Annotated in this window: 21 protein-coding genes; 8 read left to right on the top strand and 13 right to left on the bottom strand. The window is 64.0% G+C overall.

The features are described from left to right. Nucleotides 1-28: 28 nt before the first annotated feature. Complete coding sequence (locus ACOJSI_RS06050) at nucleotides 29-775, top strand: TrmH family RNA methyltransferase (protein ID WP_420137360.1); 747 nt, start codon at nucleotides 29-31, stop codon at nucleotides 773-775. A gap of 58 nt (nucleotides 776-833) precedes the next feature. Here ACOJSI_RS06050 and ACOJSI_RS06045 read toward each other — a convergent pair whose 3' ends face one another. Further along, nucleotides 834-1,151, bottom strand: a complete 318-nt coding sequence (locus ACOJSI_RS06045) for a 2Fe-2S iron-sulfur cluster-binding protein (protein WP_420137359.1) — start codon at nucleotides 1,149-1,151, stop codon at nucleotides 834-836. A 76-nt stretch (nucleotides 1,152-1,227) separates the two neighbouring features. Here ACOJSI_RS06045 and ACOJSI_RS06040 point away from each other — a divergent pair, with 76 nt between their 5' ends. Further along, nucleotides 1,228-1,872 carry a DNA-3-methyladenine glycosylase family protein gene (locus tag ACOJSI_RS06040; protein WP_420137358.1) on the top strand — a complete coding sequence of 215 codons (645 nt, stop codon included), beginning with the start codon at nucleotides 1,228-1,230 and terminating at the stop codon, nucleotides 1,870-1,872. Here the strand turns inward: ACOJSI_RS06040 and ACOJSI_RS06035 are convergent. Together ACOJSI_RS06035 and ACOJSI_RS06030 are read right to left on the bottom strand one after the other, a co-directional pair. Then, complete coding sequence (locus ACOJSI_RS06035) at nucleotides 1,869-2,654, bottom strand: nucleotidyltransferase family protein (protein ID WP_420137357.1); 786 nt, start codon at nucleotides 2,652-2,654, stop codon at nucleotides 1,869-1,871. The genes ACOJSI_RS06040 and ACOJSI_RS06035 overlap by 4 nt on opposite strands. Beyond that, nucleotides 2,651-3,217 (bottom strand): TetR/AcrR family transcriptional regulator, encoded by a 567-nt coding sequence (locus tag ACOJSI_RS06030; protein WP_420137356.1) that lies wholly within the window; start codon nucleotides 3,215-3,217, stop codon nucleotides 2,651-2,653. Before ACOJSI_RS06030 ends, ACOJSI_RS06035 begins: the two co-directional genes overlap by 4 nt. Before the next feature lie 159 nt (nucleotides 3,218-3,376). Here ACOJSI_RS06030 and ACOJSI_RS06025 point away from each other — a divergent pair, with 159 nt between their 5' ends. The 5 genes from ACOJSI_RS06025 to ACOJSI_RS06005 all read left to right on the top strand — a co-directional run bounded on the left by ACOJSI_RS06025 (nucleotide 3,377) and on the right by ACOJSI_RS06005 (nucleotide 9,741). Next, nucleotides 3,377-4,789 carry an efflux transporter outer membrane subunit gene (locus ACOJSI_RS06025; RefSeq protein ID WP_420137355.1) on the top strand — a complete coding sequence of 471 codons (1,413 nt, stop codon included), beginning with the start codon at nucleotides 3,377-3,379 and terminating at the stop codon, nucleotides 4,787-4,789. Nucleotides 4,790-4,806: 17 nt separating this feature from the next. Continuing rightward, a complete protein-coding gene (locus tag ACOJSI_RS06020; protein ID WP_420137354.1) occupies nucleotides 4,807-5,961 on the top strand; it encodes an HlyD family efflux transporter periplasmic adaptor subunit in 1,155 nt (384 codons plus the stop codon). Between the two features lie 83 nt (nucleotides 5,962-6,044). Continuing rightward, nucleotides 6,045-7,532 carry a DHA2 family efflux MFS transporter permease subunit gene (locus ACOJSI_RS06015; RefSeq protein ID WP_420137367.1) on the top strand — a complete coding sequence of 496 codons (1,488 nt, stop codon included), beginning with the start codon at nucleotides 6,045-6,047 and terminating at the stop codon, nucleotides 7,530-7,532. 142 nt (nucleotides 7,533-7,674) lie between these two features. Next, entirely contained in the window at nucleotides 7,675-8,382 is a 708-nt protein-coding gene (locus tag ACOJSI_RS06010) for a sterol desaturase family protein (RefSeq protein ID WP_420137366.1), read from the top strand. A 189-nt stretch (nucleotides 8,383-8,571) separates the two neighbouring features. Next, entirely contained in the window at nucleotides 8,572-9,741 is a 1,170-nt protein-coding gene (locus ACOJSI_RS06005; RefSeq protein ID WP_420137353.1) for an N-acetyltransferase, read from the top strand. A gap of 6 nt (nucleotides 9,742-9,747) precedes the next feature. Here ACOJSI_RS06005 and ACOJSI_RS06000 read toward each other — a convergent pair whose 3' ends face one another. The 10 genes from ACOJSI_RS06000 to ACOJSI_RS05955 form a co-directional block, all read right to left on the bottom strand. Beyond that, nucleotides 9,748-11,598: an EAL domain-containing protein gene (locus tag ACOJSI_RS06000; protein WP_420137352.1), complete on the bottom strand. Its 1,851-nt coding sequence runs from the start codon at nucleotides 11,596-11,598 to the stop codon at nucleotides 9,748-9,750. A 98-nt stretch (nucleotides 11,599-11,696) separates the two neighbouring features. Then, nucleotides 11,697-12,479, bottom strand: coding sequence for an exodeoxyribonuclease III (gene xth, locus ACOJSI_RS05995; protein ID WP_420137351.1), 783 nt, complete (start codon nucleotides 12,477-12,479; stop codon nucleotides 11,697-11,699). A 23-nt stretch (nucleotides 12,480-12,502) separates the two neighbouring features. Continuing rightward, complete coding sequence (gene erpA / locus ACOJSI_RS05990) at nucleotides 12,503-12,829, bottom strand: iron-sulfur cluster insertion protein ErpA (protein ID WP_420137350.1); 327 nt, start codon at nucleotides 12,827-12,829, stop codon at nucleotides 12,503-12,505. Between the two features lie 46 nt (nucleotides 12,830-12,875). After that, the gene (locus tag ACOJSI_RS05985) at nucleotides 12,876-13,586 is read right to left on the bottom strand and encodes a M23 family metallopeptidase (protein ID WP_420137349.1); all 711 of its coding nucleotides are present in this window, start codon (nucleotides 13,584-13,586) and stop codon (nucleotides 12,876-12,878) included. 47 nt (nucleotides 13,587-13,633) lie between these two features. Then, nucleotides 13,634-14,491 carry a ferritin-like domain-containing protein gene (locus ACOJSI_RS05980; RefSeq protein WP_420137365.1) on the bottom strand — a complete coding sequence of 286 codons (858 nt, stop codon included), beginning with the start codon at nucleotides 14,489-14,491 and terminating at the stop codon, nucleotides 13,634-13,636. Beyond that, on the bottom strand, nucleotides 14,485-14,961 hold the full coding sequence (locus tag ACOJSI_RS05975; protein ID WP_420137348.1) for a peroxiredoxin: 477 nt from the start codon (nucleotides 14,959-14,961) through the stop codon (nucleotides 14,485-14,487). Before ACOJSI_RS05975 ends, ACOJSI_RS05980 begins: the two co-directional genes overlap by 7 nt. A gap of 29 nt (nucleotides 14,962-14,990) precedes the next feature. Next, complete coding sequence (locus ACOJSI_RS05970; protein ID WP_420137347.1) at nucleotides 14,991-17,663, bottom strand: bifunctional [glutamine synthetase] adenylyltransferase/[glutamine synthetase]-adenylyl-L-tyrosine phosphorylase; 2,673 nt, start codon at nucleotides 17,661-17,663, stop codon at nucleotides 14,991-14,993. 262 nt (nucleotides 17,664-17,925) lie between these two features. After that, entirely contained in the window at nucleotides 17,926-18,573 is a 648-nt protein-coding gene (locus ACOJSI_RS05965; RefSeq protein WP_420137346.1) for a sigma-70 family RNA polymerase sigma factor, read from the bottom strand. 87 nt (nucleotides 18,574-18,660) lie between these two features. Further along, nucleotides 18,661-18,798 carry a hypothetical protein gene (locus ACOJSI_RS05960; RefSeq protein ID WP_420137345.1) on the bottom strand — a complete coding sequence of 46 codons (138 nt, stop codon included), beginning with the start codon at nucleotides 18,796-18,798 and terminating at the stop codon, nucleotides 18,661-18,663. 67 nt (nucleotides 18,799-18,865) lie between these two features. Then, nucleotides 18,866-19,660, bottom strand: coding sequence for a response regulator (locus tag ACOJSI_RS05955; protein WP_420137344.1), 795 nt, complete (start codon nucleotides 19,658-19,660; stop codon nucleotides 18,866-18,868). Between the two features lie 264 nt (nucleotides 19,661-19,924). On the opposite strand from ACOJSI_RS05955, the gene ACOJSI_RS05950 reads away from it, so the two are divergent. Further along, nucleotides 19,925-20,143, top strand: coding sequence for a NepR family anti-sigma factor (locus ACOJSI_RS05950; protein ID WP_420137343.1), 219 nt, complete (start codon nucleotides 19,925-19,927; stop codon nucleotides 20,141-20,143). Nucleotides 20,144-20,156 lie beyond the last annotated feature (13 nt).

Below are 20,156 nucleotides of genomic sequence, written 5' to 3'. Positions count from 1 at the left end.
AACGGACGATCGCATTAGGAGAGCCGCCATGCGCAAAGGCCATCGCCCCTCCCAAGCTCCGTCCAATCGCCCCCGCTTCTGGGGCCGGCACGCCGTTTCCGCCGCCCTGGCTAACCCTGAGCGCAAGGTCAGGCGGGTATGGGGCACACGCGAAACCCTGGCCGCTTTTGGCGGTTTTCCGGCTGACCTCCCGGTGACCTATGCCGAGGTCGCTGATCTGGGCAGGCTGGTGCCGCAAGATGCACCGCATCAGGGAATTGTGATCGAGGTGGATCCCTTGCCTGACATCTGGCTGGGAGATCTGCTGGAGCAGGGCGTGGGCAACCAGCGTCCGCTGCTCGTGCTGGATCAGGTGACCGATCCCCACAATGTCGGTGCCGTCTTGCGCTCGGCCGCCGCATTCGATGCGCTCGGCCTCGTGACGCAGGATCGTCACGCGCCGCCGGAATCGGGCGCTCTCGCCCGCTCCGCTTCCGGCGCGCTGGAGATCGTGCCGTGGGTGCGGGTCGTGAATCTCGCCCGCGCGCTGGACGAGATTGGCGAAGCGGGCTTCTGGCGGATTGGCTTGACCGGGACGGCACCTCGGCTGCTTGGCGACGCCATTGCCGGCGCGCGCGTTGCGCTTGTGCTGGGTGCCGAAGGCGAAGGTATGCGCCAGAACACCGAAGCGCATTGCGACGAATTGGCGAAGTTGCCGATTAGCCCCCGCGTCGAAAGCCTCAACGTCTCCAACGCGGCGGCCATCGCGCTCTACGCAGTCGCGACCCGCGGCTGAGCTGGCCAGAGCCGCGCCGATTGGAGATGCGGCGGCTGGCGAGCCGCCGCCCCTGTTCTTAGTCTTCGGCCGCGATCGTCACGCGCATGCCATCGAGCGCCGGCGTGAACTGGACCTGGCAGGACAGGCGGGAGGTCGCATCGCGATCGTCCGAGATGGCCAGCAATTCATTTTCGTCTTCGCTCATTGCCGGCAAGCGATCCACAAAATCGGGATCGATATGGACGTGGCAGGTCGCGCAGGAACAGCAGCCGCCACAGAGCGCAAGCAGTTCGTCGATGCCGGCATCGCGGATGACTTCCATCACCGAGAGACCGACATCGCCCTCTACCTGGCGCTCCTCGCCTTCGCGGGTGACGACGATCAGCTTGGCCATTATCGAACCTTTCGAATGAGAACGCTGACGGGGCCTATGTCGCGGCCTGGCGCCAAGCGCAATTGGAGAGCAGCCCGTGGGCCTGAGCGCTGAACACCTGAAACGCAGCCTGGATGCACTGGCGCGGATCGAACCCGCTTTCATCGCCGGCTTGGCCCGCCATGGTTATCCCGAGCCGCGCCTGCGTGCACGCGGCCATGTAACATTGCTGCGAACCATCATCGGCCAGCAGGTCAGCGTCGCCTCCGCCAATGCGATTTGGAAGCGGCTCGAAGACGTGGTCGGCCCCGATCTCGATCCGGTTGTGCTGGCCGCAACGCCGGATGAGGTGCTGCGCGGCGCGGGCCTGTCGCGCCAGAAGATCTCCTATGTGAAGAGCCTGGCAGAGCTTGTCGCAAGTGGCGCGTTGAACCTGGCCGCCTTGCCGGACGAGGATGAGGCGGCGATCGACGCGTTGACACGGATCAAGGGGATCGGCCGCTGGTCGGCGGAAATCTATCTGCTGTTCGCCGAAGGCCGAGGCGACATATGGCCAGCCGGCGACCTGGCCGTGCAGGAAGAGGTGGGCCAGCTTCTCGGCCTGCCGGAACGCCCGTCGGAGAAAACGGTCCGCGCTTTGGCCGAGGCTTGGCGCCCGCATCGCGGCGCTGCCGCCATCTTTACCTGGCATCATTATACGCAGCGCCTCAATGCCGGCAAAGCGGACAAGGCGCCGGTCTAGCCGCGCTTCGTCAATATCTGTTCCGCCAACGCGTGATCGCTCGGCTTGTCGACGTCGATCCCCGCCTCCGCAAAGGGGAGCGCCACTGGTTTCACGATCGCGCCGAGCCGCAAGCCTGCTTTGCTGAGCGCGCCCGCTAGCGTGATGGTGCGGGTCATCGCCCGTACTGCCAGCAGTGGCCCGAAATGCCAGATGAGCTTGATCGCCTTCTTGCGATCCCGTTCGACTGCGCTCCACGCCTGCAACGCCGGACGGGCGCGCGCCGACGCCAGGGCAAAGAGGTTGGCGCCGGTCCAGGCACCACCCCCAAATTTGAGCCAGGTCCGCTTATTTTCCGGATAGGCAGCGAGCAATACCTTGCTGGAGACCACGCCCACGGCGACGTCGGCGTCCGCCGCGCCGGCGATCATGGCTTCCACCATGTCGACCGTCAGCAGCGGATGATCGGCAGTGGTGACCAGGATCGGCCACGGCGCATGGCTGGTGCCGGAAAGGGCCGCGATACTGCCGGCGATTCCGCTGTTGGAAACTGCCGTCGAGACGCCCGGCGCGTTCGCGAGCCAGCCACAATCGCCGATCAGCAACTGGTCCGGATGCTGCCCGACGATCACGACACGGGCGATGGACGGGCTCGCCAACAAGGTCTTGGCGACGCGCGACAGCATCGCTTCACCCGCGACCTGCACCAGCGCCTTCCATTCCTGGCCGAACGCTTCCGCCAGCGGATCCACCCCGGGGCGCTGCCCTGCCAGGAGCAGGGCCGTCCACCCGGCATCAGTCATGGTGTGACTGGTCCCCAAGCGCGCATGAATGTCTCGATTGCCGCGGCGACGTCTTCATCGATATTGACCCTCAGCGTGTCCAATGGTCGCCATAAGCGGTCGAAATAGCACCCAGCCTGAACGAGCGAGATAAATTGGCGGGAGGCGGTAAGCGGGTCACCGGCGCGCAAGCGCCTGGCGGCCATTTCTTCTTCCATATAGCGGGCGAGGCGGGCGCGCACCCGATCTGGACCACAACGGGAAAAGGCCTCTCCCACCGTGGGGAAGCGCCCCGCCTCCGCCACGATCAGGCGGTGCAATGCGATAGATTGCGGCGCCATCATCTTATTGAGGAAGGCATGGCCGAACCGCGACAAAGCGGCCGTCGTGCCGCCGGTGGGGATGAGCGCCTCGTCCAGCACCCGCCGAAACGCCTCTATCTTCGAGTCTATGACGGCGGCGAACAGCTCGTCCTTCGACGGAAAATAGCTCCACAATGTCGTCTTGGAACCACCAAGCTCCGAAGCGATTGTGGACATCGACGTGTCCGCGAAGCCACGCTCCAGGAAGGATCGTTCGGCCACCTCAAGAATCGCCCTTCGGCGATCGGCTCTTCGCACCGCGCGTCGACCAGAGGGATTGCTCATCTCCATAACAATACTATAGGGTACGGCATCGGCTTGACAAGTACTGGGGTGACGCCCATTTGCTTCGCGTACGCAACAGTACGGATTTGCGGGTTCATGAATTATCGGATGGCAAGGCTGCTGGTGCTTGGCGCGTTCGTGCCGTTGGCGGCGTGCGTCCCCAATCTAGGCGACAAGCCAGTGCCGCGCGCTGCATCAAGTCTTGCAGCGCAGCAGAGCCTGCCCGATCAGGGTGGCCAATGGCCGGGCGACGGCTGGTGGAAGGCCTATGGCGACCCGCAACTGGATCAGTTGATCGCCGAAGGCATCGCCGGATCACCGGACATTGCCGCCGCCGCTGCCCGCCTAGCACGAGCAGAGGGCCTCGCCCGCTCCAGCCGTGGTCCACTGGGGCCGACGATCGGGGTCGAGGGCAATGCCGGGCAGGTCAAGCAAAGCTATAATAACGGCTTCCCCCGTGAATTCCTGCCGCAGGGCTGGAAGGACACGGGCAATATCGACACCCGCTTCAGCCTGGATCTGGATCTGTGGGGCCGCAATCGCGCGCAGCTGCGCGCCGCTTTGGCAGAGGAAGGCGCTGCGCGGGTCGAGAATGCAGAGGCGCGGCTGACGATCGCCACTTCCATCGCAACGGCCTATGCCGATCTGGCCCGCCTTTATGACGAACGCGATGTGGCGGAAGAAGCGCTAAGGATCCAGCAGGAGACGGCCGGTCTGGTGTCGGATCGGGTGCGCAACGGCATCGATACGCAAGGCCAGTTGCGCCAGGCCGCCGCGGCGGTCCCGTCCTCACGTGCCGATCTGGGGGCGATCGATGAACAGATTGCGCTGACCCGCAACCAACTGGCTGCCCTTACGGGGGCCGGACCCGATCGTGGGCTGACAATCGCACGGCCGAAGCCGTCGGGGCTCATCACCCTGGCCCTGCCGCCAGCGGCCGGTATCGATCTGGTTGGCCGCCGCCCCGACATCGTCGCCGCGCGGGCACGCGTCGAGGCGCAGGCGGAGCGGATCAAGGCCGCGCGCGCCGCTTTCTATCCCGACATCAGCTTGAGTGGCCTGGTTGGCCTCCAAGCGCTCGGCTTCGGCAATGTGCTCAAGTCCGGATCGACCTACGGAAATTTTGGACCGGCACTAACCCTACCGATCTTCGACAACGGACGCCGTTCCGGCGATTATCGAGTCGCACGCGCCGATTATGATGCGGCGGTTGCGAACTATGATCGCACCTTGATCACCGCCCTGCAGGAGGTGGCCAATGCGGTCGCCAGTCGCAGCGCGCTAGGCGATCAGACCAACAATGCGCGCGCATCGCTGGCCGATAGCGAAAAGGCGTTCGAGATCGCCCGGCTGCGCTATCGCGCCGGCCTGTCGACCTACCTTGATGTGCTTACCGCGGAGCAGGCGCTGATTGGCGCCCGCCGCCGCGTCGCCGACCTTTCCGCCAGGGCCTTCACGCTCGACGTCGCGCTGGTGCGCGCGCTCGGCGGCGGCTTTAGCGGCGTTTGATACTCAGGAGCAGCCGCATGGCCGATCAACCCAACCCGCAAACGGCCGCTGCGCCCCACACAGAGGACGAGGCGCCCGGCCAGACCTTGCGCCAACGCCGGCGCAAATGGCTGACGGTGCTTGCCGCCGTGGTGGTCGGCATTGCCCTGATCGTCACCTTGTATCACTTTCTGATCGGCGTTCGGCACGTGTCGACCGACAACGCCTATGTCGGCGCCGACACCGCCCAGATCACACCCCTTGTTGCCGGGCCGGTACAGACCGTGCGCGTCGCCAATACGCAGCTGGTGCACAAGGGCGACATCCTCGTCACGATCGATCCCTCTGACGCGAAGATCGCACTGGAGCGGGCGGAGGCGGATCTGGCGCAGGCGGAACGCCAGTTCCGCCAGACCTCGGCCACTGGCGGCGCCCTGCAGGCGCAGATCGGCGCGCGCAACAGCGATATCGATCGCGCGCAGGCGGAGATGACGGCCGCCCAGGCCGCCTATGACAAGGCACGGGTCGATCTTGCGCGGCGCCAGAGTCTCGCCAAATCCGGCGCGGTGTCCGGCGATGAGCTGACCTCCGCCACCAATGCGTTCGCGTCCGCGCAGGCGCAGCTGGCGGTCGCCCGATCCGGCATCGCCCAGGCCCGTGCCAATCGCATTGCGGCTGCCGAGAATTACAACGCCAATCAGGCGCTGGTGCGCGGTTCGATCCAGGACAATCCGGATGTCGCAGCAGCCCGCTCGCGCGTCGATGCAGCCAAACTGGACCTGGCGCGCACGGTCATTCGCGCGCCCTTCGATGGTGTCGTCGCACAGCGCAATGTTCAAATCGGGCAGCGGGTCGCCGCAGGCGTTGCAATCATGACGGTCGTTCCGATCGACCGCATGTATGTCGACGCCAATTACAAGGAAGGCCAGCTGAAGAAGGTCAGGATCGGCCAGAAGGCGCGCATGACCGCAGATCTGTATGGCGGCAGCGTCGTCTTCCATGGCACCGTCGTCGGGCTTGCCGGCGGTACCGGATCGGCCTTTGCGATCATCCCCGCGCAGAATGCGACCGGTAACTGGATCAAGGTGGTGCAGCGCCTGCCCGTGCGCATCATGCTGGATCCGGCCGAGCTTAAGGACCATCCGCTGCGCGTCGGCTTGTCGGTAGACGCAACGATCGACGTCGGAAACTAGCCGTGGCGAGCGCCGCCCTGCCCGGAAAGCCGGCCGGCAGCCCCGCCGGAAACAAGGATGGCTGCGCGCTGTCGGGCGGGCGGATGTGGCTTGCCGGCGGCGTGCTCGCGCTCAGTAACTTCATGGTGGTGCTGGATACATCCATCGCCAACGTCTCCGTGCCGCATATCGCCGGCAGTCTGGCGATCGCGCCGGATCAGGGCACGTGGGTCATCACCTCCTATGCGGTCGCGGAGGCGATCTGCGTCCCGCTTACCGGATGGCTGGCGGCCCAGTTCGGCACCGTCCGCACCTATCTCGCGGCGATGACGGGCTTCTGCATCTTCTCCATCCTGTGCGGCATCTCGCCCACTCTGGGCGTGTTGGTGGCGGCCCGGATCGGACAGGGCATTTGCGGCGGCCCGATCATGCCGCTTACCCAGACGCTGCTGTTGCGGGTCTTCCCCGCCGCCAAGCGCGGTCAGGCCATGGGCCTGTGGGCAATGACGACGGTCGTGGCGCCGATCGCGGGGCCCGTGCTGGGCGGTACGATCAGCGACAATTGGTCGTGGCACTGGATCTTCTTCATCAACATCCCGATCGCGATCACCTGCGTCGTCGGCAGTTATCTGATGGTGAGCAGCTGCGAGACCGAGCGGGTCCGCGCCCGCATCGACGTTGGCGGCATGATCCTGCTGGTGATCTGGGTCGGCGCGCTCCAGATCATGCTGGACATCGGCCGGGATCATGACTGGTTTCATTCGACGATCATCTGGGTGCTCGCCATCATCGCCGGCATCGGCTTCCTGGTGTTCCTGATCTGGGAGCTGACCGATCGCGCGCCCGCGGTGGATTTGCGCGTCTTCCGACATCGAGGATTTACGGCCAGCGTGCTGGCGCTGGCGCTGACCTATGGCACCTTTTTTGCTGCAGTGGTGGTGACGCCGCAGTGGCTGCAGGGCGCGATGGGCTATACCGCGCAATGGTCCGGCTATGTCACCGCCTGGCAAGGGCTGCTCGCCGTCTTCTTCTCTCTGATCGTCGGCCGGTTGACCGGAAAGTTCGACCCGCGCCTCCTCGTGTCGTTCGGCATCGTCTGGATGGCGGGATGCATCTATGTGCGGACCAACTGGACCTCGGGCGTCGATTATTGGACGCTGGCACTGCCCCATCTCGCCATGGGTCTGGGCATGCCGTTCTTCTTCGTGCCCCTGACCATCCTGTCGCTCAGCTCGGTCGAAAACAAGGAAACGGCATCCGCCGCCGGCTTGTCGAGCTTCATGCGCACGCTGTCCGGCGCGGTCGGCACGTCGATCGCCACGACGCTGTGGGCGAATGGCGCGATCCGTGCGCACGCACAGATGGTCGGATCGATCAACGAACCGGCGGGCTTGGTCGATCAGCTGCGGGGCCGCGGCTTCAGCGATCTGCAGGTACGTCAGATGATGGAAAACCTGCTCAACCAGGAGAGTCTGGTCGTCTCGCTGGATCATGTTTTCCAGATTGCGACATTGCTGCTATTGATATCGGCGGTAGTGATCTGGGCCGTTCCTAAGCCCAAGAAGGCGGTCGATACGTCGCAGGCGCACTAAAGCCGCACGGTCTCGCCCACAAACCGCCGCATTGCGGCACCAGGGTGCACTTCTTAAATGTGCCTCAGCATTCGAGGAAGAGAGCGTGACGATTGTTTCGGTTAAACCCAGCTTCTGGCGGCGTGAGCACCATCTCGACCGCATGAACCTGAAGCAGCTGGTGGTCGCCTATTTTCAATATCCGGCGGTGATTGCCTATCTTGCCCTGGCGGCGGTCGCGATCGGCGTGTGGTTCGCCTATCCGGCATCGGCGCTGGCAACGGTGGCGTCGGCCGCGATGGCGGTGCTGCTCTATCCGCTCGTCTGGTATGCGCTGCACCGTTTCGTGCTGCACAGCCGCTGGATGTTCAAGGTGCCGATGCTTGCGGCGACCTGGAAGCGCATCCACTATGATCACCATCAGGATCCCAATCGGCTCGAAATCCTATTCGGCGCGCTGCACACGACGCTGCCGCCGATCATGCTGATGACGATCCCGGTCGGCTATCTGATTGGCGGCATTGGCGGCGCGGCGGCCGGATTTGCCTCGGGCCTGCTGACCACGGCCTTTTACGAATTCTGTCACTGCATCCAGCATCTCGCTTATACGCCGAAGCATCCGTTGCTGGTGAAGATGAAGCAGCGTCACATGGCGCATCATTTCCATGACGAGACGGGCAATTTCGGGATCACCAATTTCTTCTGGGACCGCCTGTTCGGGACCAGCTATGCCAAGGTGAGCGAGCGCAAGAAGAGCCCGACGGTATTCAATCTTGGCTACACGCCCGAGGTAGCGAAAATCTATCCGAAGGTGGCCGAGCTGTCGGGCGGCGTTGCGACTGGGCATCCTTCGACCCGCATCCGGGGATGACGGCCTGATCGACGATCCAGCAAAAGGTTACGATTGTTGCCAAATTGGACATCAAGGCCTTTGTTGATCGTCGATTTTCCACTTATGGGGCGCCTCGGTCCATGGCGCCCACAGATCGGGGCTTAAGGCTACGCTCCGATGGCGGCATCGCCACCGCCTCCCTCCAGCCATCTAGGGAATATTGGCCTTATGCCGAACGGAATCACCATTCGCCCGGTAACGACCAAGGCGGACCGCAAGGCCTTCGTCGATCTTCCGTTCCGGCTTTATGCGGGTAATCCGGCTTGGATCCCGCCGCTGAAGGATGAAGCCTACGGGCTGATCACGCCGGGCAAGAACCCCTTCTTCGAACATGCCGAGGCACAGCTGTTCCTGGCCGAGCGCGATGGGAAGGTGGTCGGCCGTATCTCGGCATCGATCGATCATATGTGGACGCCGATGCCTGCCGATAAGGGCGGCGGCGCGGACAGCGGCAATTGGGGCTATCTGGATGCGGAGGACAAGCCCATCGCCGATCTGCTGATCGCAGCCGCCGAAGACTGGCTGCGCAGCCGCGGCGTGAAGCGCTCGATCGGCCCGATCAGCATGTCGATCTGGGAAGAGCCGGGTCTGCTGGTGAAGGGGCATGATCATCCGCCGACGGTGATGATGGGCTATGACGATCCGCGCTACGAAGCCTGGGTGGAAAGCTGGGGCTACCAGAAGGCCAAGGACCTCCACACCTGGGATCTGGACATCACCAAGCCCTTCCCGCCGCTGATCCAGCGCATCGTCGAGGCAGCCGAGAAGAACCCGCGCATCCGCGTGCGCGAGGTCAACAAGAAGAAGTTCAACGAGGAGGCGGCGGTGATCCTGTCGATCCTCAACGACGCCTGGTCCGACAATTGGGGCTATGTACCCTTCACGGAAAGCGAGATTGCTTTCGCCGGCAAGAAGATGAAGCCGATCATCTTCAACGATCTGGTGATGGTCGCCGAATATGATGGCGAGCCGGTGGCGTTCATGATGTCCTGGCCGGACCTCAACGAGTTGCAGGCCGATTTGAACGGTAATCTGTTTCCGTTCGGCTTCGTCAAATTGCTGTGGCGCCTGAATGGCGGCTTCTCCGGCAAGCCCAAGACGCAGACGATCCGCGTGCCGCTGATGGGCGTCGTCAAGCGGCTGCAATCGTCGCGCATGGCGAGCCAGCTCGCTTTCCAGATGATCGAATATATCCGGCGTGCCGCCATCAAGAATTATGGCGGGACGCGGGGCGAGATCGGCTGGATCCTCGACGACAATAAGGGGATGAACGCGATCGCCGAGACAATCGAGAGCAAGATCAACAAGACCTATCGCATCTACGAAAAGGCGATCTGACGCCCCTCAGGCGGCGCGGGGCTGGACCCTGCGCCGGATGCCGTTCACGCGCAACGCCGCCGGCAGTGGGGTCGACGGCAGACGGACGGGCATCGTGCGCATCAGATCGGCCACCGCATCGCTATCAAGCGTCTCGGCGAAGAGATGCCCCTGCCCCATGCGGCAGCCAAGCTCCATCAGCCGCTCGCGCTGCTCGATCGTCTCGATTCCTTCCGCGACGACATCGACGCCCAGCTTTTCGGCGATGCGCATCAGCCCATTGATCACGGCGCCGCCGGCTTTGCCCTCGATATGGAGATGATCGACGAAGGATTTGTCGATTTTCAGCGTATCGACCGGCGTGAACAGCAGATGCGTCAGCGACGCATAGCCGGTACCGAAATCGTCGAGTGCAAGCTTGATGCCGAGGGTGCGCAACGCCTCCATCTGCCGCTGCACGAACAGTTCGCGCCGGCCGAGATAAACGGATTCCGTTACTTCCAGCGTCAGCCGGTCCAGCGGCACACCGGCAAGCACGAAAATCTCCTGCACCTCTTCGACCAGATGCCCATGGGCGAAATCGGCCGGAGCGAGGTTGACCGCTACCCGCCCGACGGCAATGCCTGCGTCCAGCCAGGTACGCAGATCGGACGAGACGGCGCGCAGCATCGCGCGCGTTACCTCAGCCGCGTTGCGGGCATCCGCGAAGGCGTCGTGAAACTCTGAGGCCGGCACCAAGCGGCCGTCGCGACCACGGATCCGCACCAGCGCCTCAAAGCCGGCGACCGCGCCGGTATCAAGCCGAACAACCGGCTGGTAGCGCGCCTCGATCCGGCTCTGCGCCAGCGCGCGACGCAATTGATCGATCGATCGCAGCCGCCGGTTCATGCGGGTGCGCAATTCGGACGTGTACAGGACCAGCGTGCCGCGGCCGCCATCATCCTTGCCGTGATAGAGCGCCAGATCGGCATTTTGCCGCATGATCACGCCGCTCTTGTCGTCGATCGCCCGCACGGCCGCGCCGATGGTGATGCTGGGCACCAACGTGTGCCCGGCACATTCCGCCGGCTGGCCGAGGGAGGACAGAATCCGCTGTGCGAGCGAGACGACATCCTTGTTGTGCGCCAGCACGGCCAGTTCGTCGCCGCCGACACGGAACGCGAGGTTCGGCGCCGCCGCCGCGGCCAGACGCGCGGCCACGACCCGGATCAGGCTATCGCCCGCAGCGTGGCCGAACGTGTCGTTCACCGTCTTGAGATGATCGATGTCGACCAGCAGCAGCGCCGATCCGCCGCTCGACGGCGGCTGCACCAGCGCTTCTTCGAAACAGGCTCGGTTGTGCAACCCGGTCAGCGAATCGGTATAGAGCAAGCGCTGGTTGACCCGCAGCCCGTGGTCGCGTTCGAACGCGATGCGGCACAGCTGCACGCTGGTTGCGGCAATATCTTTCTCGAAATTGGTGGGGCTGCGGCGGGCGTCGAAGTAGAAGGCGAATACGCCAACCAGCCGCTCTGCCGACACGATCGGGCTGGACCAGCACGTCTCCCGCCCTTCCGGCAGCGCTGCAGTATGATAGCCGATCCACGCTGGATCAGAATTGATGTCGGTAAGCGCGATGCCGAAGCTGCGGAAGGTCGGCGGCTCGCAAGTGGCAAGCGGGGGCGCGACATTCATCCCGTCAATTGAAGCGAGATAATCTTGTCCAAGGCTGGGTGCAGACACGGCGGATAGCACACCATCCGGTTCGACGCCCCAAATCGCGCAGAGGCTGCCGGGCACCAACCGCTCGACCTCACGGCATAGCCGGTCCGCGGTTGCGCTGAGGGCGTCACCACGCGCGACCATCTCCAGGATAAGATTTTGAAGGTAGACCAACATCCCTCTGCCTAACGCCCTTCCCTAAATGGTTCTTCGGGAACGAACTTCATTACAACTGCCGATTGCGCCGAAATGAGTATTACCGTTGGCCGGAGCTTCTATGTCGGGCGAATATTAATCCAGGTAGGGGCATGATCGCTGGCTTTTTCGCGGCTCCGGAAGCTTTTATCCACACCTGCATCCATTAGCCGGTCCGCTGCCGGGGGGCTCAGCATCAGATGATCGATGCGAAACCCTGCGTCGCGCGCCCAGGCGTTCATTGTATAGTCCCAGAAGGTGTAGATCGGCTCGTCGGGGTGCAGCACACGCAGCGCATCGGTCCATCCGGCATGATTGAGCCGGTGGAAACAGGATCGGCTTTGCGGCTGCATCAGGGCATCCGACGCCATTCTGCTTGCCGAGAAGACGTCGGCCTTGCTGTCGGTCGGAATGACGTTCCAGTCGCCGGCCAGCACCACCGGCTGCTCGGTCAGGAACAGGGTACGCGCATGGGCGAGCAGCGCCTCGAACCAGGCGATCTTGTAGTCGAACTTCGGGCCCGGCACCGGATTACCGTTCGGAAGATAAAGACCACCGACAATGAGGTCGCCGACCTCTGCCTCGATATAGCGGCTGTGGCTCTCATCGGGATCGTTGGGCAGCCCCTTGCGTCGTAAGGTGATGTCCTGACCGCGCGCCAGGACCGCAACGCCATTCCAGCTTTTCTGCCCGTGCCAGACCGCATTATAGCCCAGCGCCGCCAGCTCCGCCTCGGGGAACCGCTCGTCCGGTGCCTTCAGTTCCTGAAGGCAGACGATATCGGTCTGGGTTTCCTCAAGCCATTCCAGCAAGCGCGGCAGGCGCGCCCCGATGCCATTTACGTTGTAGGTCGCGATCCTCATGGGACCGGCTTAGGCCAGCCGGATCAGATCGAGAAGCTGGTTCCGCACCCGCAACCCGAAGCGGCATTCGGATTCGTCACGCGGAAGGCCGCGCCCCCCATATTCTCGACATAATCGACCGCACTGCCCCGCACCAGATCGAGGCTGACGGCATCGACGACCAGCCGGACGCCATCGCGCTCGGCGACCACGTCGTCCGAGTCGATATGGTCGGCCATCTCGAACTTATACTGAAAGCCGGCGCAGCCGCCGCCATCGACGGCCAACCGCAAAATGGCGGGTTTCCCCTGCTTGCCCGCAATGGCGGCAACGCGCGCTGCGGCAGAGGCGGTAAGATCGACGTCGCTCATGACTGCAAGATAGGCGCGTCACCGCACCACGACAATGACCGCAGTCCTAGTCCTGATCGTTGTTCGCGTCGTCCGGACCACCCAGCGCGATGCCGGACGCCGTACGCGCTTCCATCGCCGTCACATAATCGGCCGACTGCAGGAAGGGCACAGGGTTGACGGCATGACCGTCGAGGCGGACCTCATAATGAAGATGGTTGCCCGTGGAGCGACCGGTGGAACCCACCAGCCCGATCATCTGACCGCGAACGACGCGGTCGCCGGCATGAACCAAAATCCGCGACATATGCCCGAACCGCGTCTGCAGCCCCTTGCCATGATCGATCTCAACGAGATTGCCATAGCCGCCCGACCATTCGGCGCGATCGACCACGCCATCGGCGGTCGCATAGATGGCGGTGCCCGCCGGTGCGGCAAGATCGATGCCGGCATGCATCGCGGCGCTGCCACGGAAAGGGTCGGAGCGAACGCCATAGCCCGACGTGTAGGTCGCGCTCTGCACCGGCTTCGACGACGGCACCGAGATCGACCCAGGAGAGGCGACTGCATCGGCCTTCTTCCAAGATAGGAACAGGCTGTGGAAACGGCTGTCGGCGTCGCTCGTCGGGAGCAACGGTCCACCGGTCGGCTCGATCTTGTCACCGCGCTGGGGGGCCGGGAGGCCGGCGGCTAAAACGGGTTGGGACAGCATGATGGCGGCGCTCGCAGCAAGTCCGAACGCGCGCAAAGCGCGAATAGCGACGGTGGAAGATGTCATTGTCTCTCCGGCGATCCTGGACCGCACGGCCCCCCGCACGGCTGTAACTATGCGTGTCGTCTCGAGATTTGCCCCTCTCGTGACGACGGGAACTTTTCTGGCCGACAAGCGTGCGGTTCTGCAACCGGTTCGTAGTAATCCGTCGTTAAACCGGCAGCAGCGCGCGCTGAGTCGTTGAACGGAGGCTTCAGCGTGCCTCGAAAATGAGCCGCCAGCAGCTGCCGCCAAACGACCGATGCAGAATCGCCTTCGCCGGAGCTCGCCTGCTCGAACCAGCGCACGCCCGCTGCTACGTGATTGATTTCATCCCGCAATATTCGACGCAGAATGTTGGATGAGGCCGTGTCTCCAACCGCGTCGAACCGCTCGATCATCTGGGGCGTCACGTCGAGGCCGCGTGCCTCCAGCACCATCGGCACAATCGCCAAACGGGCGAACGGATCATGCGCAGTCTGACCCGCCGCATCCCACAGCCCCTCATGGGCCGGCAGGGCGCCGTAATAACTGCCCAGCTGCCGCAGGCGCCGTTCCACCAGCGCGAAATGCATCGCCTCCTCGGCGCCGATCCGTATCCAATCGTCGGCAAAAGCGCGCGGGAACCGACCGCCGAACCGGCCCACCATGTCGAAGGCTAGGTCGATCGCGACATATTCGATATGGGCGATGGCGTGGAGCAGCGCGACGCGGTTGGCGGCGGTGCCGCCCTTGCCGCGCCGCGGCATACGGTTTGGCGGCAGCAATTCCGGCTTGTCGCCGCGCGCGGGGCGATCCGGCATCGCCATATCGAACTGCCATCGCAGCCGGCCCGCCCGCCAATCGCGCGCGGTCTTGCGGGCGGCCTTGATCTTGGCGGAGGGCGTTGCCGTTTCCAGAACCTGCCGTGCCGCGGCGGCCAGGCTCAGGATGCGTCTGACCCCTTCAGGGTACGGACAGCAGCCAGCACCTCCTGCGCATGGCCCGGCACGGACACTTTGCGCCAGACGCGCGCGATCCGTCCCTCACGGTCGATCAGGAAGGTGGCACGTTCGATACCCATATATTTGCGCCCGTACATGCTCTTTTCGACCCACACGCCGAAGGCTTCCGTGACGCTACCATCCGCATCGGTCGCAAGCGGCACCTGCAGATCATATTTGGCAGTGAATTTGGCATGGTCCTTCGGGCTGTTCTTGGAAACGCCCAGCACAGACGCCCCCGCGTCCTCAAAGGCAGAAGCGAGCTCGGAGAAATCCTTCGCCTCCGCGGTGCAGCCGGATGTATCGTCCTTGGGGTAAAAATAGAGGACCAGCGGACGTTGCTGCTGTGACAGCGCCGCCTGGCTGCCATCCGCCATCTGCAACGTCACGTCGGGGGCTTTGTCGCCTTCCTTGACCATCTTGATTCTCCAGAGTCGAGCGCCCTGCCCTACTCCAGGCCCGCGACCCGGCGCCACTCCCGCGCGACCAGATCCCGCGCATCGGCATAGGCCATCATCAGATCGTCCCAATCTTCATGGCCACAGCGCGTTGCGACTAGCGATCGGGAGGCCGGCGGCGGCTCGGTCGATTGGGGCGAGACGAGCCGCAACGTGACCAGCATACGTGTGAGTAGGGCAAAGGCTTTGTCGAAACCTGCGTCAAGCAAGCCCGCGTCCTGTAGCGCCGCGATGGCGCGCCCCAGATCAGGATGGAAAGCGAGCTTCTCGCGCAGCTGCAAAAGGTGGATGGCGAACTCTGCATCAACCAATCCGCCCTCGATCAACTTCACATCCAGCAGACCGGCCGGCGGCTTGTGCGCGGCCACGTCGAGCCGCATCTTGGCCACATCCGCGGCAAGCCTATCGCGTTCGATTGGCTTGTGCAGCGTCGTATCGATGATGTCCTGCACCGCGCTCCGTGCCGCCTCGCTGCCGAACAGCGGCCGTGCCCGCGTCAGCGCCATATGCTCCCACGTCCATGCGCTTTCCGCCTCATAGCGGGCGAAGCTATCGGTGGAGACGGCCAGCAGGCCCTGATTGCCGGAAGGCCGCAAGCGGGTATCGACATCGTAAAGCGGGCCGACGGCCGTCGGCACTGACAAAGCCGCAGTGACCCGCTGCGCCAACCGGTTGAAATAGGTCGTAGCGCCCAACGGCTTGCCGCCGTCTGATTCCACCAGGAACTCGCCCGTGAACAAGAAGATAAGATCGAGATCGGATGCATCCGTCAGCACCCCGCCCCCCATCCGGCCGAGCGCGAGGATCACCAGTTCGCCACCGGGAATGCGGCCATGGATCGCTTCGAATTCGGCCACGGTGGCGGTTGCAACGACGCGCAGGGCGGCTTCGGCGACCCGGCCATAGCCCCGCCCGACCTCGATCGGATCGACGCCGCCGATGATCAGCTGCGCACCGAGCTGGAAACGCCGTTCGCCCACCGCGATCCGCACCCGATCCAACAGCGCCTGATAATCGTCACCGCGCTCCCCGCGCGCCCAAGCTTCGGCGAGTGCCTCGACCGGCGGCGGCGGCTCTAACGCGCTGACGTCGATCAGCCCGTCGAGCAGGGTCGCCCGGCGCGACAAGGCGTCGGCCAGCCTTGGAGCATGGCTGAGGATCGTTCCGAGCTGGCCTATCAGCGCAGGCCGCGCCTCCAGCAACCGGAACAGGTTCACCGCACTCGGCAAGCGCGCGACCAGATCGTCGAACCGGTTGAGCGCCATATCGGGTACGGGCGCGCTCCCGAACGCCACGATCAGGGCAGGAAGCACCGCTTCCAGTGCGGCACGCGCCGCATCGCTTCTGGTCGTGCGGGTCCTGCCTTCGCGCCACGCCTGGATCCGCAGGCGGGCAGCGGCCGGATCGTCAAAGCGGGCCTGGCGAATGATGTCGTCCAACGCTGGCGCGTCACTGCCGTCCGCCTCGTCCAGCGCGTCATAGATCCGCCCAACCGCCTCGACTGACGGGGCGAGCGCCGCCACCAGGTCTGCCCCATTGCTGTGGCCCGCCAGCCCAGCGACGCCATCCAGCGCTTCAACCTCCAGCGGCAAGCGATGTGTCTGCTGATCGTCCACCATCTGCAGCCGGTGCTCGACTGTGCGCAGCAAGCGGTAGGCCTGCGCCAGGCAAGCTGCCTCGTCCGCTTCGATAACGCCGGCTTCGGCCAGCGCGGTAAGCGCGTCGAGCGTGGCCGGCGCCCGTACCGACGGCAGCCTGCCGCCATGGATCAACTGATGGATCTGGGTGAAGAATTCGACCTCGCGGATGCCTCCACGACCCCGCTTGAGATCATAGCCAGGGCCCAGCGTCTGTCCCTGCGCATGATGCTCGCGGATGCGCCGCGACAGTGCGCGTATCTCCCGCAGCGCCCCGAAATCCAGCGCGCGTCGCCAGACGAAGGGGCGGATATGATCCAGGAATGACTGGCCCAACTCCGTGTCGCCGCTCGCCGCGCGCGCACGAATGAAGGCGGCACGCTCCCACGGAAGCGCGCTTGCTTCATAATGGGTGATGGCGAGATCGATCGGCACGGCGAGCGGCGTCACTTCCGCCGCCGGGCGCAGCCGGAGATCCACCCGCAGGACATAGCCGTCCGCTGTCCGTTCCTGCAGCAAAGCGACTACGCGCCGTGCGATCCGGACCGCGGCTTCCACCGGTTCCTCGCGGGGTCGATGCGGCAGAACGGCCGGGTCGAACAACAGGATAGGATCGATGTCCGAAGAATAATTGAGTTCGCGGCTACCCTGCTTGCCGAGCGCAATTGCAGCGAAGCCAACCGGCGGCGCGTCGCCACGTTCTGCGATCGCGGCCGTTATAGCTCGATCGAGCGCTCGATCGGCAAAGTCTGTCAGGGCCTCTGTCACGGTTTCGAATGAAGCGCCCGCAAGATCAGCCAACGCCACGCCCAAGCTGACTGCCTGACGTTCGCGCCGTAGCGCACGCATGATGTTGCTATCGTCCTGGCTCGCTTCGGCGGCCGAAGCGAGCATTGCCGCAAGGCCGTCGTGGAGCAATCTCTCGATCAATTCCGGCCGCTGCCGGATGAATTGGCGCAGGAAAGGCGAATAGGCCTCAGCCCGCGCGACAGCGTCGCTTAAAGCCGAAGGATCAAGTCGCGACATGGTGGCTCAATTCTGCGGTCGGCCGTCAATCCATCGCAACTATGCGGAAGTTGCAACGTTCTAACATAGATGAACAAGTCGAGTAATTCCCGTGTCGCTGCGCCGGGTGAAACCCGACGGGGCCCGCATGTCGTCGACGCACCTGCGGCGCATGAGGGCGTTCGTCGCGCGTTACTCGGCAGCTTCGGCGCAGCCCCGGCGATGCCGGAAGATTTTAAGCGGCTGCTCGATCGGTTAAACTGATCGACGGCCACGCCGCGGCTCAGCGGCCGCGGCTGAGATCGTCCACCTCACCCATGATCTCGTGCAACGGACTGTGGCCGGTATTCTCGTCATCGCGCCGCGACGGCAGTTTACCGCCCGACATCAACTGTTCGAGAGCAACGCGGCCGCGCGCCACGCGGCTCTTGATAGTGCCGACCGCGCATCCGCAAATCTCCGCCGCCTCTTCATAGGCGAAGCCCCCGGCGCCGACGAGGATCAAGGCCTCACGCTGCGGCTGCGGCAAATGCAGCAACGCACGCTGGAGATCGCCCAGATCGACATGGCGTTCCTGGCTCGCGGGCGCGGCAAGGATCTTGCTTGCGGTCAGATCGTCCCACTCGCCCTTGAAGCGCGCCCTGCGCATCTGACTGAGGAACAGGTTGCGCAGGATGATGAACGTCCACGCGCGCATATTCGTGCCCGCCTGGAACCGCTTGCGCGCAGCCCAGGCCTTCAGCAACGTTTCCTGCACCAGGTCGTCCGCCAGGTCTCGGTTGCCCGAAAGCGACCGGCCGAAGGCGCGCAGGTGCGGAATGACACGACCCAGCTCATCGCGGAACTCGTCATCGGACAGCGAGACATGCTCGACCGGTTCCGCTTCATGTTCCAGATCGTCTTCGTCTTCGTCCACAATCGGATCTGTCAAAAAATCTCTCCGTGAGCCGAAAACGCCTGCGCCCAGCCACAAACATGGGGGCGCGATTTCCCGCTGCAATAGCACATCATCGCAGGCTTAGTGCCACAATAAGACGATCGCGATGAACAGGATCACAACCAGCGCAAGAGACGCCGGCAGGATGTAGCGAGTCATATGATTGGATTGACCCGCCCGCGCCTCGGTACGCGACAAATGTGTTTCTTCTTCGGCCATGGCCCGCGCCCCGTAATCGTTACAGGGCGCCAACGGACACATGGCTGCGGGGTTCCATTCCGGCCGACTAGGCCGGAACGGTCGCCGCGTCGAAGAAGAGCGCCTGGCTGATCGCGGCCTTCACGGTAGACCGCTGGAAAGGCTTGGTAATCAGGAAGGTCGGCTCCGGCCGCTCGCCCGTCAGCAGACGTTCCGGGAAGGCCGTGATGAAGATCACCGGCACCTGGAACTCGGCCAGGATATCCTTGACTGCATCGATGCCGGAGCTGTCGTCCGCCAGCTGGATGTCGGCCAGCACCAGGCCTGGGCGATGGGCCCGCGCCTGCGCCACGGCCTCATCCCGCGTCACGGCGACGCCAGTGACATTATGGCCCAGGTCGCGCACGATCGTTTCCAGATCCATCGCGATGATCGGCTCGTCCTCGATAATCAGCACGTCGGCATGGGTCTGCCGCTCAATCTCGGCAATCGCCTCTGCCACCAGCGCCTCGACCTCGGCGGCACCGGTCTCCATCAGATAGCCCGCATCTTCCGGCGTAAAGCCCTCGAGTTGGGTCAGGAGCAGCGCCTGACGCGAGCGCGGCGTGATCCGGGCAAGGCGCGCGTCGGCGACGTTGGTGGCATCGTCGCCCGCATCTTCATCGGCGCGGCTTTCGCTGTTGGTGGACTGCCAGATGCGCTGGAAGGTCCGGTAGAGTCCGAGGCGAACGTCGACGTCGCGCGGAAATTCTGCCGGCGCGGCAACGATAGCCTCCAGCGCGGTCCGCACATAGGCGTCACCATGCTTCTGGCTGCCCGTGAGTGCGCGGGCGTAGCGGCGCAGGAAAGGAAGGTGAGGTGCGAGATCCTGGCCGAGCGACATGGCGATTTACAGCTCCTGTGAAGAAATTCCATTGTGGGCAAGCGCCACAAGCGATGCAACCGAAAGCCATCCGTCTCGCGACCGAAAACCCCCGACGCAGGCGGCGCCTGATTCTTTGCCCGATATGCGGAACAAACCTGCGGTGTTTTGGTTTCACGGTTAACGCGGGACTTTCCGGCACTATGCTGATCCGGATCGAATCGATTAGCACCCTCGGGCTGCTGTTCGCCTGTCGTTAAGCTAGGTTTCGAGGCAGGCAGTAGAGTGCGGCTGGACGATGATATTGCGCGGGGGACGGTCGGTTTGACGGCGGACAACACATCCAAGGTAACCGGTCGCGATAAGCAAGCATCTGGAACGGTGAAACGTGCTTCCCGCGGATCGGACACGCATGTCTCCAACGCGCTTCGCAACGCGTATGAAGAAGCGGTCAGCGAAGATGTGCCGCAGGAATTTCTTGATCTGCTCGGCAAGCTGACCTGACGGGCATTAGCCC

Origin of the sequence: Sphingomonas sp., from assembly GCF_048595155.1 — a bacterium.
Taxonomy (GTDB): domain Bacteria; phylum Pseudomonadota; class Alphaproteobacteria; order Sphingomonadales; family Sphingomonadaceae; genus Sphingomonas_I.
Note: the sequence above shows the minus strand (reverse complement) of the source record. Positions and strands in the feature narration are given on the sequence as shown.

Bases quoted from the DNA above. Each gene is read 5' to 3' on its own strand.
- ACOJSI_RS06050 (WP_420137360.1), top strand. From the start codon at position 29: ATGCGCAAAGGCCATCGCCCCTCCCAAGCTCCGTCCAATCGCCCCCGC.
- ACOJSI_RS06045 (WP_420137359.1), bottom strand. From the start codon at position 1,151: ATGGCCAAGCTGATCGTCGTCACCCGCGAAGGCGAGGAGCGCCAGGTA.
- ACOJSI_RS06035 (WP_420137357.1), bottom strand. From the start codon at position 2,654: ATGACTGATGCCGGGTGGACGGCCCTGCTCCTGGCAGGGCAGCGCCCC.
- ACOJSI_RS06025 (WP_420137355.1), top strand. From the start codon at position 3,377: ATGAATTATCGGATGGCAAGGCTGCTGGTGCTTGGCGCGTTCGTGCCG.
- ACOJSI_RS06020 (WP_420137354.1), top strand. From the start codon at position 4,807: ATGGCCGATCAACCCAACCCGCAAACGGCCGCTGCGCCCCACACAGAG.
- ACOJSI_RS06015 (WP_420137367.1), top strand. From the start codon at position 6,045: ATGTGGCTTGCCGGCGGCGTGCTCGCGCTCAGTAACTTCATGGTGGTG.
- ACOJSI_RS06010 (WP_420137366.1), top strand. From the start codon at position 7,675: ATGAACCTGAAGCAGCTGGTGGTCGCCTATTTTCAATATCCGGCGGTG.
- ACOJSI_RS06005 (WP_420137353.1), top strand. From the start codon at position 8,572: ATGCCGAACGGAATCACCATTCGCCCGGTAACGACCAAGGCGGACCGC.
- ACOJSI_RS06000 (WP_420137352.1), bottom strand. From the start codon at position 11,598: ATGTTGGTCTACCTTCAAAATCTTATCCTGGAGATGGTCGCGCGTGGT.
- xth (WP_420137351.1), bottom strand. From the start codon at position 12,479: ATGAGGATCGCGACCTACAACGTAAATGGCATCGGGGCGCGCCTGCCG.
- erpA (WP_420137350.1), bottom strand. From the start codon at position 12,829: ATGAGCGACGTCGATCTTACCGCCTCTGCCGCAGCGCGCGTTGCCGCC.
- ACOJSI_RS05985 (WP_420137349.1), bottom strand. From the start codon at position 13,586: ATGACATCTTCCACCGTCGCTATTCGCGCTTTGCGCGCGTTCGGACTT.
- ACOJSI_RS05975 (WP_420137348.1), bottom strand. From the start codon at position 14,961: ATGGTCAAGGAAGGCGACAAAGCCCCCGACGTGACGTTGCAGATGGCG.
- ACOJSI_RS05970 (WP_420137347.1), bottom strand. From the start codon at position 17,663: ATGTCGCGACTTGATCCTTCGGCTTTAAGCGACGCTGTCGCGCGGGCT.
- ACOJSI_RS05960 (WP_420137345.1), bottom strand. From the start codon at position 18,798: ATGGCCGAAGAAGAAACACATTTGTCGCGTACCGAGGCGCGGGCGGGT.
- ACOJSI_RS05955 (WP_420137344.1), bottom strand. From the start codon at position 19,660: ATGTCGCTCGGCCAGGATCTCGCACCTCACCTTCCTTTCCTGCGCCGC.